The sequence below is a fragment of the Bacteroides sp. D55t1_190419_B8 genome, assembly GCF_015558905.1.
Classification (GTDB): Bacteria; Bacteroidota; Bacteroidia; order Bacteroidales; family Bacteroidaceae; genus Bacteroides; species Bacteroides vicugnae.
This window is the reverse complement of record NZ_JADMOU010000003.1, coordinates 41,793-59,991: the sequence shown is the minus strand read 5'-3', so window position 1 is coordinate 59,991 and position 18,199 is coordinate 41,793. Positions and strand designations below refer to the sequence as shown.

The following is an 18,199-nucleotide window of genomic DNA, read 5'->3' as shown; positions in this document are numbered from 1 at the left end:
TGGGAAAACTTGCCCGTGACACTCTGCTGTTAAAAAGTCAGGTTGATACCGAAGGTGTAGACTGCCGGTACGGGATAGCTGCCGTCATCTACTCCAAATGCGGTGGCGGTTCCTCCAAGTTCGGGAGTATATCCGGTGTTATGTTTCCACGTCTTCAGGTTCTGTATGTTGACATAGACTTTCAGAGCTTGCAGGCGTATTTTGGCAAGTAAGCTTTTGTCAAATGCATATGCTAACTGTACGTTGCGGATACGGAAGAACTTGCCGTCCTCAATGTAATATTCAGAGTTCAGGTTGTTGATGGAATGTTTGGTGTTCAGTAACGGTTGGGAGTTGGAGGTACCTTCTCCGTGCCAACGATCCATGCGTTGTTCCAGATAGTTGAATTGGGCGAAGTTGTAGTTGTCCCATGTACGGAAAATCTGGTTCCCGCCTTGTCCCATCATGTCGATGCCTAACGACCAATTCTTGTAGTTTACTCCGAGGGAAAAACCATAAGTCACCTTTGGGGTAGGGTTACCAATCATAGTACGGTCCTCCGGGGTGATTTCTCCGTCACCGTTCACATCAGCGAATTTTAAGTCACCGGGTGTCACGGTAGCCAACGTGTTTTTAGGTGATGCGTCAATATCTGCTTGCGACTGATAAACGCCCGCCACCTTATAACCATAGAAATATCCGATAGGATAACCTGCCATTGTGTAACTTTGCTGTTTATCTCCGGCAATGATGGAATATCCTTCCTGAACAAGGCTTTTGACCTCATTCTTGATGGTAGTCAGGTTGGCACTGACGGAATATCCCCAATCACCGATCTGATCGCGCCAGGTTACTGCCATCTCCACTCCTTTATTCTGAATCTCTCCCAAGTTGCCGATGCCGGGGATTGTTCCGGAAATTCCGGGAACCTCGGCTAACAAATCTTTGGTGTTCTTCTTGTAGTAAACACCCTCGAAATGTAAGCGGTTGCGGAGCAAGTTCGTTTCAAATCCAGCTTCCCATGCTTCTACTTTTTCCCAACGGAGGTTAGGATTAGGCAGATAAGCAAGCTGGTATCCGGGATAAATGATGGACGGTTTGCCGAATACGGCGGAATAAGCATTGGTCAATAACGGTTCGGCAGGATAGGCCTTGTCCAGATTCTGGTTTCCTAATGTACCGTAAGATGCTTTGATTTTCAACATATCCAGCCATTTGATATCTTTCATGAATTCTTCTTCAGACATCAGCCAACCTCCACCCAGTGAGAAGAAGTTCTGCCATTCATTGCCTGTATAGGAGAAAGCGGAAGAACCATCCCGGCGGAAAGAACCGTTGAATAGATATTTACCTTTATAGTTGTAGATGACACGTGCAAGCATAGATACTGTGCTGCGTTCCCATTGGGTACTTCCATTGGTTGCGGTAGCCGCATCACCGATGCTGACAAACCATTTGTCCGGATCGCCCGGAATGACTAAGCCTACTCCCTGTTTGCGTGCTCCGTCCAATCGGCTCAACGAATTGTAGTAAGTAGTAAAACCGGCGGTCGCTGTCAGGTTATGGTTGCCGTTGTCGAAGCTGTTGGTGTATGTCAGCAGGTAGTCACTCTGCACTTTCGTTTCATTCTCTTTGAACTGGCTGACCTCGGTTTTTCCTGTTCCCAAAGTAGAAACACCTCCGTTGACAGTGGCATCATATACTTTCACAATCGGCGTATACGTACGCCCGTTGTTCGATGCATAGTCCATGGAGAACATGGCTTTGAAAGTGAAATGTTTCAGGAAGTCTACCTCACCGTAAATGTTACCGGATGCCCGGTAGTTCTCTGCTTTGGTAGTATTCGCTTTCAATTCGACGTCTACCATCGGATTGTTGATCTGCGCTTTCTGGAATTCGGGCAGAGCCGTATATAATCCATATTCTTCGTTATATACCGGAGCGATAGGAGCCGAACGAAGAGCGTTCAATACCTGTTTGGAATCTGCAGGAAGCATACGTGCTCCGTTAAACTGGAATCCGACTTTCAAAAAGTCTGTAATCTTATAATCATTACTGGCATTGATGGTCACCTTGCTGAATTTCTCATGCTCGATGTTTCCTTGTTCGTAAGAGTAGCCTACGCCCAGATAGAAACTATGTTTGGGGGAAGCTCCTGTAATACTGATGTTGTTGTTGGTAATGAAGGCAGTTTGGAAAATCTCGTCTTGCCAGTCTGTATTGGCATCCCAACCGCTATAATCGAATGGATTATCTCCTTGATTGGCAAGCTGTTCGCTATATAGCTCCTTGAATTGTGGGCCGTTCACCAGTTTCACTTTGTCCACCACTTTCTTGAAACCGAAAGAAGTGTTGATATTCACCAGTGTCTGTCCTTCTTTGGCTTTCTTTGTGGTGATGATGATCACACCGTTCGCACCGCGAACACCGAAGATAGCCAGAGATGACGGGTCTTTCAGAATCTCCATAGATTCAATATCCTCCGGATTCAGAAAATTAATGTTGTCGTTGAATAGCCCGTCGACAATGTACAGCGGTTTATATCCGTTGATGGAGTTTGTTCCGCGAATACGTATTTCCGGATCAGATCCGGCCCGGCCGGAGTTGACAATCTGCACACCTGCTACCTTTCCCTGCAGGGAAGACAGCGGATTCATAGCCGGTTTGTTGGCTATTTCTTCTCCTTTGACGTTGGTGATGGAACCTGTCAAGTCTCTTTTCTTTGCACTACCGTATCCGATAACGACTGTTTCGGCTAGCACTTGTGAGTCTTCTTTCAAAGTGACATTGATTACATTCTGTGCCCCCACTTTAACAGTCTGTGAAGTCATTCCCACGTATGAAAATGCCAGCACGTCCTCCGGTGTGACAGAGATTGAATATTTACCGTCCATATCCGTGATGGTTCCGGTGGAAGTTCCTTGTACGAGTACCGATGCACCGATCAATGGTTCATTGGCAGCATCCGTCACTGTTCCTGTCACCGTCTTTGTCTGTGCAAAGACCGATGTGGAGGTCAATAGCAGGCAAAAAAGCGTCATGATGCTCCTTGACCTGATGGCTTTTTTCTGAAGATGTTGTAAAAGTCTAGTCCTCATTGCATTAAATTTTTCCATTTGTTATTATTTAGGTTGAAGTCTTTTTTCTGCCGTCTTTTGGCGAGAGTAACAAAGGAAACAAACGAAATTCAAAAAAGATTTGGGAAAAAAGAGAGGATGCTTGTTTTTAACACAAAAGGGTGAGGAGACTGTTGAAAAAGTTCAGACATGAACCGGTGTGGTTCATGCCTTTCCTGTTTTAAAACATTTGTTCCGCAGTGGTCATACATTGAATGACATCTTCTTTGCTGCCATTGAAAGGACCTGATTTCTCTATTTTTAATGTAGACATGGCGGCTGCAAAACGACCGGCTTCTTCGATGCCGGCACCTGATACCCGTTGATATAAATAGCCGATGGTATACGTGTCTCCACATCCCGTTGCGTCTACCACTTCTCTGGGCTTATAAGCCGGAATACGATAGAAGTCTTTTCCGTCGAAGATAAGTGAGCCCATGCCGCCTAATGTGACTAATACTTCTTTCACTCCCCATTCATATAATTGGCGGGCAGCTTCATGCGGGTCGGAAAGACCGGTCAGTACTTCCATTTCATGCTCGTTGACTTTGAGGAAATGAATATATTGCAAGGCTTCTCTCTTATCTGTCCAGTCCACCGGATAGACGTGGGTGTCACGCACTTCACGTAAATAGCCTTGTGAGTCTACTGCAATCAACCCTTTTTGAGATAGTTCTTTGATTACTTCCAATGAGAAGTCGTCAGCCAGCAGAGAGCCGAGATGGTAGATTTGCGCATCTATCTCTTTCAACTGACTGGCTGTGAACGGATCGGCTTTCGCTAATACCCGTTGGGTACGGTCGTCCGGATTGGCTCCATAGATGTTCTCGAAGTATACGGAGTGTTTGCTCGGTAAGGCGGTTACGTTAATACCCACTTTGCGCAGCTGCTCTACAACTTTCATTTCAGTGGCACCTACTGCCGTTACCAGCGCATAATCGATATCATTAAAATGGCGGATGGCATGTGAGCAATAAAAAGCTGTTCCTCCCGGCATGTAGACAGTGTTTTGAGGAGTGACTACTTTGTCTAATGTGATGTGACCGATGCAGCAAAGTTGATGTTTATTCATGTTTAACTAATTCAATTCAAAAGCCTCCAAGATAGTATCCTGAAGGCTTCTAGTTTATTTTACTTAAATCAATGAGCTTCTAATTCTTTCGCAAAGGTATTTTTTTATTCTGATAAACCTAGTTAAAGTGGCAAAAAAACACCCAATCTCATACCTTAATCTTTTTGAAATTCGTCTTTTTCTTATGATTTACCATTCATTCCACACTAATTATCAACTCTTTTCCTTCTTTCAACTTATCATGTGTTATGAAGTAATTTTCAACTTTTTCATTGTTATAAGTTATGTTTGTTATCTTTTCTCCATTTCCTTTTTTGCTGATAGTGAAATCTTTGCCATTCAAATTAAATATTGTCTTGTCGAATAAGGGTACAGTGATAATATACTTAGGGTCAGCAGGTGAATATGTATATAAGCCTATGGCATTCAATACATACCATGAAGACATCTCTCCTGCGTCATCCATGCCGCAATATGCTAATTTCTCGGGTCCCATGCGATAATAATCGTTCAAGATCTTATTCAATATTTTCTGTGACTTTTCCTGTTTGCCTACAAAATAATACATATAAGGAATGCTATGCCCAGGCTGGTTCCCATGACAATATTGACCGATAAAAGTAGTCAGATTATGTGCTTCATATCCCTCCCATGGGATCGTAAATAATGAGTCTAATTTCGTTTCAAATGCCTCTTTGCTGGGGAATAAATTGATGAGACCTTGAGGATCGTGGAGAGCAAAGAATGTGGATTGCCATCCATTAGCTTCACGATACATATATTCATAAAATGGTCTCTTGGGGTCGAATGGAGTAACCCATTCTCCATTTTCCAACCGGGGACGCATCTGCTGTGTGGTAGAATCGAATAAATGTTTATAGCTATCTGTTCTCTTCATTAGCTTTTCATAATTTTGCATATCGCCCAATTCTTTTGCCAGCAAGGCAGTGGCATAATCATCGTATGCATATTCCTGTGTTTTTGTCACAGCTGCTTTTGCTACTGTTTCCAATTTGGGATCTTTAATATCCATTTCAGATATCCATCCTCGCTCCATATACTCTTTAATATGAGGTCTGCTACCTTCGCCCTCTGCAAAAGCATTGTTTAATAGTATTTTATATGCTTTCTGCACGTCAAAATCACGGATGCCTCTTAAATAACTCCCTGTAACAAAGGCAGACGCATGATCTCCATGGAAAAATCTCGGCATAAATCCTTTAATTTCTCCATAATCGGTAATAGACTTTATGACATCCGCCGTGACATCAGGAGAGACCATACCCAACAAAATCAACTTATTGCGATAATCATCCCAAAAAGAAGGTTCACTATAGTAACGAAATCCTTTGTTTACCACCTCGCCTTTGGCATTCACATATTCTCCATTTACATCGCTCAATAATATAGGCCATAAGAATGCTTTGTAAAGAGCGGAATAAAAGGTTTCTTTTTGTTCCTCCGTACCACCTGACACCTGAATTTTAGATAACAGCCCTTCCCATGTGTCGCTTGCCTCATTTCTTACTTGCTCGAAATCTTTATTGAGTATCTCTGCCTCCAGATTTTCCTTTGCATTTTCGACACTAACATAAGAGAAGCCAACCTTCATTTCGAGAGGATCATCTATGCTTTCATTGTTGATAAAGTTTATAATACGAACTTCCGCATCTCCATCTTTCAATGATTCTATATCCTTGATCTTATGATTAGTAACTGCATAGAAATAGAAAGTAGGTCCTGTTTGTTGATAGCCGCTGAACACGTTATCGCCCGACTTCTCTATATTCCAGCCTCTTATATACTCATTAGAATGGGATAGGTCGGCCAATAGTTTTTTCTCTTTCCCTTTTTTATAAGTATATTTGTGATAACCACATCGTAATGATGAAGTCACCTCCGCATTAATATCATATTTTTCGAGATAGACCTGATAATATCCGGGACTTGCCGATTCGTTATCGTGACTATACCCCGTATAATAAGATTTTGGATTGACATTTCCGCTTACCGCTATCAATGGAACATAACAGAGATTCCAATGCCCTTTGCTAGTATGAACAAAAGCATGGATAATAGTATCTTCATACTGATAGCCTGAGCCGCTTCGCCACATAGTGACGGGAGTTACTTGTACCATAGAGTTAGGTAAGGATGCACCCGGAAAAGTCTCCCCTCCCCATGCCCTGCGAGTGGGATTGTACCCTAAATCTATACTGTCCCACAAGGTGGTAGTCCCTATAAATGGATTGACATAATCGGTCAAACGTTTGTTCTTACCCTTCTGAATTGAACATCCTACGGTAATAATTAGAAAGGCGAGGATAATAATAGTTTTAATTTTTCCAAACATATATCTTTTATTTAATCATTTTTCATCTGAATACAGGAGCGTTATATCCAGTGTAAGTGGGATATGTGTTATTCACAACAGGCCATCCATTTATCCAATTTACTTTATCAAGCATCAGGCAACGATAATCGAGCTCGTCAACATATCCATGATACAGAATCCAGTCCTGCCCCGTATCGTCTGTGATAATGCGCGAACAATGTCCGGTTGAAGAGAATCGGTTATTGCCTTTCAACATCAACTCATGCTTCACATCATTCATATCTTCCCCTTTTTTATTGGTATATGGGCCCATGATGTGATTCGATTGTCCGACAACTAAACTGTATGTACCACCTTTATGATATTGCCCGGTAGATAATATCAGATTGTATACTCCGTTTCTCTTGATAACATAGGCGGCTTCGTATTGACCTCCGGCGACTTTCTTTCTTACTGCTCCTTTCTTGATAGACATTCCATCGGTAGTTAGTTCTATCACGCTAATTTCACGGAAACTGCCCCAAAACAGGTAGTTGCGACCATCTTCCTGATAAAGGTATGCATCAATGGAAATGTCAACTCCCTGCTCGTTACTGTCTATTAGTTTGCCATAATCGGTAAAAGGACCGGTTGGCGAAGATGAAGTAGCGATGCCGATGGCATGTTTCCATTCGGGTGCAGGCTGTGAATAGTATATTATATACTTGCCATTCACCTTGCTTACAGTAGGTGCCCAGATACCGGCATCACTCACTCCTGTTATTTGAGGATGGGTTTCATTTGTGAAGATGGAACCTGCTCTTGTCCAGTTAATAAGGTCCCGCGACTTCATAATAGGTGCATTTTTCATATTAGCATCTGTCAGAGAGTGTTCCGTCGCATACAGATAGAAATATCCATCATCTCCCCTTATCACATCGGGGTCGGGTAAGGAGAAGGCTGTAAATACAGGATTTTGGTATTTGGCAGTATAATCTCCATGATAAGTGATATCCAGAAAATCATGAGTGTAATTCTTCTCGGCTGTCATTGAGATCAAAATAGTGGTATAATACCTGTTTAAATCATTTTCATCACATAGCTCGGCAGGAAATTTAAACTGCGCCCCATCCCATTGTCCGTTTGCGGTAGGAACCATGTCTCTGTAGCCGGGTCTGTCAATGGCTGGTCTTTGTCCGAATTCAGGCCCAAGTTGTCCCCAGGCTTCTTCTTGTTCGTTCATAGTGAAGATTATTTTGTATCGTTCGTCAAAGCCCCAGTCGGTAGCGAATAATTGTACATTATAATCTTTTAGCTCCCAGTAGCCCTTTGAAATATAATTAAATTCATTTTCCCGTCCTGTCCAGCTAAAACGAATTGCTACCTTGTTTATTTTCTCTATGGTAGCCTGGTATGTACCAAAGTTCAGACGGATACGATAAGTGCCTGTCTGTGTTACTGTTGCTCCAGAAAATTGCTGTCCGGTAGTTTCGTTCAATGTTATACCATCTTCTTTCAGGTTGAATGTTCTTTTTTGCTCACCTAATTGCGAATAAAAAGAATAAGGTTTGTTAGCTTCCAGTTTCGTGTATATTTCATAAATAGTGGAATTATTATATTCTACTTTCTTCACTTCCTGACCGTCTTCTGCTCCCTCACCGGTTATGTATAATTTTTCTCTATCTTTGATGATGCCACCTAAATCCATTGGCAGAACGAAAGTAATACTTCGATATTCTTCAGACAGAATAGACTTTGAACCTTTAATGGTCTGTATAGTCCATTTTAGTTTTATATTGTTGCCGGCAATACCTCCGGCAGCGGTTGCGATATCTTTAAGTTTGCGTTGTGTGATTCTGATATTGGTATTCACCCCTCCATTATCTGATGAAACCTTATATACAGGAGCTGAAAAATTTCCATTCTCTTTATCGAATAGAATCGTGTAATTTACATCTTTTGTTTCGCTTTTTGACCATTCGAATAACAGGTATGTAACAGATTGTAATACAATGTAATCATCATTAATCGGGGCGTTAAGATTCTTCACTGCAATTAGTTCCTCATCTTCTATTTTATCTTTGTCGCCACAAGCAATTAAGTTGATTCCCAACAGACTTATTATGATAGCTAAAGTGAATAAAGACTTCGAGGTTATGTGTTGTTTCATCTGATATTATTTATAATTGGATAGAACAGGGTGCTATTACCCTGCAATCTTGGATAATTGCAGGGTATAAATAGATAAATACTTTATTTGTTATAGATTTTACTTAATCTACAAATCCATTTTTTTCTAATAAAGCCATAGCCTCTATAGTTGTTGTACCGCTAATGGCGGAACGTAAGTCGCCCCATGCTGTATCACCTTGTGGCATTTGCCACCACGTAGGACTCATTTTGATATCCGGTTTTTCGGTACCAAGAGTCCATAGGTAATTCGCATTATTCTTCAGGAAAGCAACAAAACGCATTCTGTCACCGTCCGAAAGGTCCGGATGCTGTATAAGTATGGTAAAGTAGCGTACAAATATACCTTTGAAGAGGTTACAGTCGTGTCCGCCGCCATCACCGGTTTGTTCGCCATAATCCCTCATAACCTTGTAGGCGGTGTTTACATTATTTGCTATATGATAACGGGCTACTTTCACAGCATCATTAAAATATACTTTCTCTTTGGTTATATTATATAACTCGATAGCTGCTCCCATAAATGTTCCTACATCATACGAATAGTCCCCATTTGTAGTGTCATAATTTTCAAATATCCGGCCTGTAGACAATACAGTACGGTGATATTTCATCCATTCATATATCCGTAGTGACCATTGTAGATTAGTGAATCCGTTTATGGTCTCATCCGGGTATTTTTGTGCAAATCTGGCTGCAATAATAGCTGCAGGTCCGTTTGATGGTATACCTTTCCCCATACTTTCAGCATCAGTTCCTACTTTCCATTGGATACCTCCGCCGTCGTAATCATTCCAACCTTCGGTAATCCATGTCCATAGATCGTGAGATGATTTTAAGAACCGGTTATCATTGGTTGCATAGTATGCACGTAGATGAGCCATTGCATGCCAACCCATATCGTCATAGAAATCGTGTCTCCATTTGCCTCCGTTTTTATTTTTTACCCCATCATAAAAATCCCAGATTACTTTTTTATACTTTTCATCATGGGTACGCAGGTAAGCATCTACTACCACATCCAGACCATGAGCTTCGGGCCAGTAGTCATTTTGTGCTATTTGTCCGTCGAATGTATTGTTGAAACACCCCACAGATGTATTCCAATACCTGTTTACAAAAGTCGTTGAAGCGCTGTCGGCTGCTGCTGTCCACGAGTACTTAGGAAACTGATTTACTTCTATATATTCATCATCGTATGAGCCACACGACATCAGAGAACATGAAAATGTAAGGAGAATCCCGAATAATATATTTTTCATAATTGCTTCTGTTTTTAGCAGTCTGTTTCTCGTAAGAGAAACAGACTACGTATGGTTTAGTCACCTGTATTTATATTAGTAAAGTCGTGAGTGTAATTTTTCTCAGCAGTCATAGATATCGTAACATCTGTGAAATATTTGCTAAGATTATTTCTGTCGCAGAGTTCTTCCGGGAATTTGAATTGATTGCCATTCCATTGACCATTATCGGTAGGAGCCATATCACGGTATCCGGCTCTATCTATGCTAGGTCTGTTATCAAAGAACTTCTCTTTTATTTGTCCCCAGTCTTCTTGTTTCCCGTTTACGGTAAATTCAATCTTATAACGTTCGTCAAAGCCCCAGTCTGTCTTTTGTAGTTGCACATTATAGTTCATGAGTTCCCAAACACCTTTCTCGGTATAATTGAAAATACCGCGGACATTTGTCCATGAATTACGTATAGCAACCCTATTAATCTCTTCGAAAGAAATCTTCTTGTTCTTGAAATCAAGTTTAATACGATAGACACCTGCTTTATCTACTGTATAAGTAAGCGCTTCGCCTCCGGCAGTTTCTTCAAGAGATTCTCCATCTTCTTTTATTGATATGATCCTGTCTGAGTTGGCTTGTAATCTAGTGTAGAAATAGAATGGTTCGCCGGCCTCTAGTTTGGTATATATTTCGTAATAAGTGCTCGATTCTGTCTCTATCATCTTCACACGTTGTCCTTGTTCAGAACCTGCTCCACCAATGTACAATCTTTCTCCATCATCCAAATCCTCGAGACCTGCCATGCGGAGTAAGGTAATTGTTCTCGATTCTTGAGCCAAAGCGAAATTCATTCCTCTGTTTGAGCGCACGGTCCACTTTACAACTGCTTCTTCTTCAGATTTTGCACCGGCAAGCCGGGCTATTCTATTCAAGCCTTTTTGCGTAATGGTAGCTCCGGTATTCAAACCATTACCATCTGCCTGATAAATATATATGGGGTTAGAAAAGTCTCCGTCAAGTTTGTCGAACAATATATCGTAATAAACCACGCTATTATCTTCCGCTTGGGCTTTCTCCCATTCAAAGTACAGGTTTGCTACATCTTCTATTACCGCATATCTATCTTCAACCGGTTCGTATAATTTAGGAACTGAAGTGACAGATACATTCTCAAATTCTTTCACTTTCTCACAACTTGTAAATACTCCTAATGCTAATGTCAGGAAGGTTATGGACGTAAATAATATTTTGTTTTTCATCTTTTTATATATTAAATGATTAAAAATAAGCGTCATGATTAATATCCGGGGTTCTGGCCCAGATTGGGATTGATAGTAAATTGTTTTCTCGGCACAGCCCATAAATAATCGCGATCCCTGTTGAATGAGTTCTCATGATAGGAGAAGTAGGTCAGATCACCGCCGCTCAACTTAAATTTGGCTCCTCTGAATGGCTCATTCAGAACTTCTTCTGCTATTTTCCAACGGCGTATATCATAAATACGCGTTCCTTCCAGTGCCAGCTCTACGCGTCGTTCGTCCCTGATAATTTGCCGGATATCTCCACTTGTTGGATAGTCCATTGCCGCAGGTGTTTCATTGAATCCGGCACGGCGGCGGAGCTGTGTTATTGTTTGCTCCCAGATTTCGGGAGTCATTTTCTCCAATTCGTACATAGCTTCTGCGTACATCAATAAAACATCAGCATAGCGCAGTGTTACAAAATTGATATTGCAACTCCATGAAGTACCTACTGTCCATGCACTTGGACTCGGATCATAATACTTCCTATAGAAATATCCGGTTTGCGAACCACTGGCATGACCAATCTTGTCTTTATTATCTTTTGATGCACCGTTAGGATTTACATTTACAGTATAGGAAGAGCCGTCTCTTTTTTGCACTATGCTACCATGACGAACGATTGTCATATCCATACGCGGATCACGGTTTTCATAAGCGCTTTTTGCTTCATCCCATTTGCTTCCATCTCTCATGAGATAAGTGTCTATAAGGCTTTGAGCAGGACTTGCGACTATGTATTGCACCGATTCCAAATTGAATGGAACATATGTTGATATTTCACTCCATGTACGTACTTTAGGCACATACTGGATATCCAGAATTATTTCGTTATTATATTCATTCGCTTTATAAAATAGTTCCTGATAATTAGAGTGAAGCGAGTATCTTCCATAGTCAGCCTTGTCAATCAACTTTTCTGTATACTTTTTCACTCTCTCCCAATCGTTGAAATTTAAGGCTACACGGGCGTTAAAAGCTACTGCCGCTCCGCATGTAATCCGGCCTCTATCGGCTCTTGCATACCGTTCTTTGGTCGGCAGTATTTCTGCTATCTCTTCCAACTCCTGATGTATCCATTCTACGATGGTAGCCTGTTTGGTTCGTCCAATGGTTCTTGCAGTTTGTTCATCAATATCCTGTGTAAAGAATGGTACATCTCCATACCAATTTGTCAATTGGAAATAGAGGAAAGCACGAATAAAGCGGGCTTCAGCTTTCATCCTGTTTTTGAGATTTTCATCCATTTCTACTCTATCGATATTGGCTAAAAGTGTATGGGTTGTTTTTATCCCACCATATATCTCACCCCAAACTTTATCGAAAAGACCTGTCGAGGATGTAGCCTGTCCGTTACTGATCGTTTTGATATCATCACCACCGTATCCGTTATAGAGGTTGTCACTCAATCGTTCGTCACGGAATACCCATTCCGTACTATTCATCTGGTGATATGCCATATGTAAAAGCGAAGATGCTTTTTCTTCTGATGTCCAATAGTTTTCGTCAGTAAATTTATTTGTAGGGGATACATCCAGATCGACGCAGCCGGATGAAAATATGCAAATAAACAGACACCATGAAAAATATTTAATTATTGTTGTTTTCATATATTATACTATATCTGATTATTGTATTTAAAATACGATCTCAATACCACCACCATAATATTTCAATGTAGGATAGTTACGTCCACTGTTTGCACCACCGGCATTCATGCTGTTACCAAATTCAGAAGACTCCGGATCGATAAATTTATTTTTTGTGATTGTTAATAAATTCTGTCCGGTTGCATATACCCGTACTTTGCTCATACCTATTTTCCTTGTTATAGTTTCCGGAATAGTATAACCAATTTGTAAGTTTTTCAATCGCAGATATGCTGCATTGTAAATGTTTCTGTCGGATGAATGCTGGTAATTGTTCGCATAGGAGGATGTTGCATAATCGTTTATCAGCCGTGGATATTTGGCATCTGTGTTGCTCGGACTCCAATAATCTAGCTGGTGTTCGAACATGACAAAATAATAACTTCCATGAAATGGCTCAACCATTTCACCACGTAATGCCATATCGCGTTTGCCTACACCTTGCCACAGCATATTGAAATCAATCCCTTTCCAGTTGAGTAAATAGTTGAATCCAAATATATAGCGGGGGAAAGCATTGCCCAAGATATAACGGTCGTTATCATCTATAACTCCGTCCCCATTGCGATCTACATACTTCACGTCTCCAGGTGACAAGTTTGCTCCAATAAACACTGCTGAATTTCGTATTTCTTCTTCGTTCTGATATAGTCCATCGGTTTTAAATCCATAATAACTATGCAGAGGAACGCCTTCGCGAACAATACGTTCTATTCCGTCGACTTGAAAAATATCCTGTTTGCCATATTTGATTACTTTATTAAAAGAGTCGCCTATATTGAATCCGAAGTTATGAGTAAAGTCGGAATGATTCAGACGATAGTTGATAGACAATTCCCATCCTCTGTTTCTCATTTCTCCAATATTTTTATAGGGCACAGCTCCTCCTAAAGTACTCGGAGTTTGTGGAACTAATAAAATATCGGTAGTGTATTTATTAAAGTAGTCGAAAGATAGACTCAATGTATTTTTCAGCAAAGTAGCATCAAAACCGATGTTGAATGTCTTTGTCTTTTCCCATGACAATGATTCATTGCCAAAGGTATATCCTGTACCTGTTACCGGAGTTTTATTAAATCCATATTGATTTTTGTAAATATCGTATGTGGTGAAGTACTGGTAGTCTGGCACAGACTGCGTTCCCAACAAACCATACGAACTTCTAATTTTCAGGTCGCCTATTTTTTCTTTCCAGAAAGAGAAAATTTCTTCTTCTGAGATTCGCCATCCAAGAGTTGCTGATGGGAAGAATGCCCATCGATGTCCTTTTGCCAATAATGACGAACCATCGTAACGCCCACTCACTTCAACATAGTATTTGTCCATATATGAATAACCCAAACGACCCAACCACGAATGAAGAGCACGTTCTACAGTTCCACCAGGTGTATTGTAGCTACCGGGATCTATTTCGGTGTCATCTGTATCTGTATAGAGATCAGGATCGACATATTTTCTTTTTATCTCATTAGCTTCTCTGCGGTATGACTCTGTTGTATATCCAAATACCCCCGTAACATTATGTACTTTGTTGAAAGTACGGTTATATTCTAGTAGGAATTGGGTATTCAACATTGTTATTTTTCCGTTATAGTCTTCAATACTATAGTCTTTCTTATCACTCTCATTTGTTATTTTATCCCTATCGATATAATCATATACTGGGTGATAACGTCTTTTTATAAGACGGTGTTCCGACCTTAGGTCATAGCCTAATACGGCCTTCGCTTTCAATCCTTTCCAAATGTTTAGCTCTCCGGATACAACCCCTTGAAAATGGTCGTCATTGTTTGTTGTAAGACCGCCATGATATAAGGTTGCAAGGAAATTACCTCCAGTGGTTATGTCTGTATTGTAATATTTTCCATCTGCATCGGGGTATATGTCATACGTGTTGTATGTTGGTACACGCATCACATCTGACAACCACAAGCCACCTCTGTCCGAGCGTCCTTCTTGCCTGTCGTATGCCAATAATGCAGTCAGTTTCAAACGTTTAATGTCAGTTACAACATTACTTCTGAAATTGTATCTTTTAACACCAAAGTCCTGTCCCTTATAGTTACTTTCCTGATCGTAATATCCGAAAGAAATATTGTAAGAGGTAGATTTAGAGCCTCCTTGTACGCCTAAATTATAACTTTGTTGCAGAGCATTCTTCAGTATAGCTTTATATCCCCACTCACTATCTCCTTTGGCAAACTGATGTATTTCCTCTGCAGTATAAATAGGATCTTTTCCTGCGTTTACATACGAGTCATTGCGCAACAATGCGTTTTGATAACCCGGTAGCGGCTTCAATAAGATATCTGGATTTTGTGATCCGACGGAGGCACTGAAAGATACTTGTGGCTTCATATCCAAATGCCCTTTCTTTGTGGTAATCAGTATGACTCCATTAGAAGAACGTGATCCGTAAATGGCGGCTGTACCGGCATCTTTCAATATGGAAACATTTTCTATATCACTAGGGTTAAGCATATTCATTGCTTTAACATCGTCGGCAATCATTCCGTCTATAACAATCAGAGGATCGTTGTTATTCATAGAACTGACGCCTCGAATATTAATATTCATCGTGTTGTCATTCGGATTCATACTACGTTGCTGGATAGTGAGACTCGGTGATGCTCCTTGCAATGCCTGAGTCAGGTTGGCTACCGGACGATCTTTAATAAGTTTATCTTTTACCTGATCGACTGCCCCTATCACATGTTTACGGGTAGTAGTACCATAACCGATAACGATAACTTCATCCAATAATTTCGAGTCTTCTTTCATAACAAGAGCAAGCAATGATGTGTTTCCTGCTTTTCTCTCAATGGTATTAAAACCGACATACGAGATTACTAACATATCATCACCGCTGCAACTGATGGAGAATTTTCCATCTGCATCCGTGATTGTGCCATTGGTTGTGCCTTTTATGGCAACACTCACGCCAATCAACGGTTCACCTTGCTCATCCTTCACAGTGCCTTTTACAGTTTTCTCTGTTCGGGATTGTTGTGTGACACCTGTTTGAGCAAATCCTTTTGTGGTATTTCCTGCGTATAGCAGTATTAAACCGGTTAACATTAATAGTTTACATATTCTATTAGTCATATTATAACTATTTTATTGATAATAAATTGTGATTTAATAGTTCGATTTTTCGATTGTACTTATTCGTAGATTGTTGTTTTACATAGTTTTAGTTATTTATTATTATACTTGAAATACTATTTTGCTTCGTCTAATCCCTTTGATACCTTCTTTATTCAGACAGTGAATTGATGATTTCCTGGTTAATCTTTCTAATACGATCTTCCTCTACTTTAATAACCTTTCTGTCATAAGTTATTAAGCCATTTACTTCTCCTTCGACATCTGTAGTTTGTGTGTATACACCACCGGATATTCCACTTTTTACCAAATTCAGTAATTGTCGTCCGTATTTCACATATTCGTCTGTAACTTCTTTTGCGCTCTTGAATTGTACATATCCCCAGTTTTTATCTGGTTGCCATAAATGATCTGTAAGCGGCATACCTATTCCTCCATATTCACCGATAACAGTAATTCGTTCGTTATCATACATCATCATCTCCGGTGAAGGATATTTATGGAAATCGAGAATGTCTCCAACTTTAAGATAATGATTGCCGCCACTTGCCGGGTTTACTAGACGTGATGGGTCATAATACTGCGTCCATTCTGTAATTTCTTGCGTTTTGAACTGTCCCCATGCCTCATTGAACGGAACCCATATGGCAATAGACGGATAAGGCATCAAATAATCCATTATTTCTTTCCATTCTTTACGGAAATTTTGTTCTGATTCGATAGAGCGCGTAACCTCTTTTCCATCAAAGTAGTGGTGCATATCCCAATGAGGCCCTTGGTCGCCATTTGGCATATCTTGCCATACAAGTATACCTAAACGATCGCAATGAGTATACCAACGTGCAGGTTCTACTTTTACATGTTTGCGAATCATATTGTAGCCGAAGTCTTTTGTCTTCACAATATCATATTTCAATGCTTCATCTGTTGGTGCTGTATAAAGTCCATCAGGCCACCATCCCTGATCTAATGGTCCAAAATGGAATATATCCTTGTTATTCAATTGCATACGTATTATGCCATTTGCATCGCGTTTTTTCGACACCTTGCGCATTGCGGCATAACTACTGACTTTATCTACTGATTTTCCCCTTTCGATGAGGGCAACATCCAGGTCGTAGAGGAATGGAGATTCGGGCGACCAAAGTTTCGCATTCGGAATAGCGATATCCAATGTCTGCCCTACAACGCCTTTTGCCGAAGCGATCACTCTATTGTTATCCTTTAGTTTTACTTCTATAATATCAGATGACTCCGTATTCTTTGTACACACTTTCACTTTTAAATTGTTATTGTCTATATTGGCAATGGGGGTAATGCCGACAATGTGCTTGTTATTTACAGGTTCCAACCAGACAGTTTGCCAAATACCAGAAACAGGTGTGTACCATATTCCATTAGGATTAGTCACTTGTTTGCCTCTTGGTATAGAACTATCGCTTGTAGGATCCCATACTTTAACTACCAGTTTTTGATTTCCTGCGGTAAGGAATGGGGTTACATCGAAGCAAAAAGGTGTATATCCTCCAGTGTGACTTCCTATTTTAATATTGTTAAGGTAAACTTCTGCTTTCCAGTCCACTGCTCCGAAATGTAGTATTACATTTTTGCTTTTCCAATCCGAGGGGATTGTAAACGTACGTCTATACCATAGCTCTTTTTCTTTACCCAGTTTTTTTTGGACACCTGAAAGGCTTGATTCTACAGCAAAAGGAACAAGAATTTTTCCATCGAACGTCTGAGGTTCCTGTTGTCCCATAGGCAAAATGGCATAATCCCACAAACCATTCAGATTTTGCCACTTATCACGTTCCATTATCGGACGAGGGTACTCAGGCAAAACATTATTAGGATCAATTTTTTCTGCCCAAACCGTTTTAATTTTATCACCCGCAGGTTTCCACTGTGCAAATGATGATACGGAGGAAAAGAGTGAAATAATTAATAAAAGAAATGTTTTCATTGATAATAGATTTTTGTATGTAATTAGTTTAAATATTTAAAGGCTGTGGAAATGCGAAGCCTGAATACTGTTTCCATAAGAAAGGAAGATTACTGTATATTTGATAAGCGGTATTTTTTTGTTTGTCAGTTTTTTCATGGTATTGAATATATGGTTATAAACTTATCTTTATATTAAGATAGGGTTAACAAGCTCTCAACTTGATTGATGGCAAAAATAGATAAATTAACTATTGCAGAGGTGATATATTTGGGTAAAAAAATGGCAATAAAAGG

9 protein-coding genes are annotated in these 18,199 nt (G+C 40.3%); all 9 read right to left on the bottom strand.

From position 1 onward, the window contains the following. Positions 1–29: 29 nt before the first annotated feature. The 9 genes from I2I13_RS03875 to I2I13_RS03835 all read right to left on the bottom strand — a co-directional run bounded on the left by I2I13_RS03875 (position 30) and on the right by I2I13_RS03835 (position 17,924). Complete coding sequence (locus I2I13_RS03875; RefSeq protein WP_148364068.1) at positions 30–3,095, bottom strand: TonB-dependent receptor; 3,066 nt, start codon at positions 3,093–3,095, stop codon at positions 30–32. 181 nt (positions 3,096–3,276) lie between these two features. Beyond that, positions 3,277–4,167, bottom strand: coding sequence for a PfkB family carbohydrate kinase (locus I2I13_RS03870; RefSeq protein WP_008642866.1), 891 nt, complete (start codon positions 4,165–4,167; stop codon positions 3,277–3,279). Positions 4,168–4,363: 196 nt separating this feature from the next. Beyond that, positions 4,364–6,520 carry a GH92 family glycosyl hydrolase gene (locus tag I2I13_RS03865; RefSeq protein ID WP_195648842.1) on the bottom strand — a complete coding sequence of 719 codons (2,157 nt, stop codon included), beginning with the start codon at positions 6,518–6,520 and terminating at the stop codon, positions 4,364–4,366. 22 nt (positions 6,521–6,542) lie between these two features. Beyond that, positions 6,543–8,651: a family 43 glycosylhydrolase gene (locus tag I2I13_RS03860; protein ID WP_195648841.1), complete on the bottom strand. Its 2,109-nt coding sequence runs from the start codon at positions 8,649–8,651 to the stop codon at positions 6,543–6,545. A gap of 103 nt (positions 8,652–8,754) precedes the next feature. Beyond that, positions 8,755–9,933, bottom strand: a complete 1,179-nt coding sequence (locus tag I2I13_RS03855) for a glycoside hydrolase family 76 protein (RefSeq protein WP_195648840.1) — start codon at positions 9,931–9,933, stop codon at positions 8,755–8,757. A gap of 56 nt (positions 9,934–9,989) precedes the next feature. After that, complete coding sequence (locus I2I13_RS03850; RefSeq protein WP_195648839.1) at positions 9,990–11,165, bottom strand: SusE domain-containing protein; 1,176 nt, start codon at positions 11,163–11,165, stop codon at positions 9,990–9,992. 38 nt (positions 11,166–11,203) lie between these two features. Beyond that, on the bottom strand, positions 11,204–12,817 hold the full coding sequence (locus I2I13_RS03845) for a RagB/SusD family nutrient uptake outer membrane protein (protein ID WP_195648838.1): 1,614 nt from the start codon (positions 12,815–12,817) through the stop codon (positions 11,204–11,206). A gap of 27 nt (positions 12,818–12,844) precedes the next feature. Continuing rightward, on the bottom strand, positions 12,845–15,961 hold the full coding sequence (locus I2I13_RS03840; RefSeq protein ID WP_195648837.1) for a TonB-dependent receptor: 3,117 nt from the start codon (positions 15,959–15,961) through the stop codon (positions 12,845–12,847). Positions 15,962–16,112: 151 nt separating this feature from the next. Continuing rightward, entirely contained in the window at positions 16,113–17,924 is a 1,812-nt protein-coding gene (locus tag I2I13_RS03835) for a glycoside hydrolase family 2 protein (RefSeq protein ID WP_195648836.1), read from the bottom strand. Positions 17,925–18,199 lie beyond the last annotated feature (275 nt).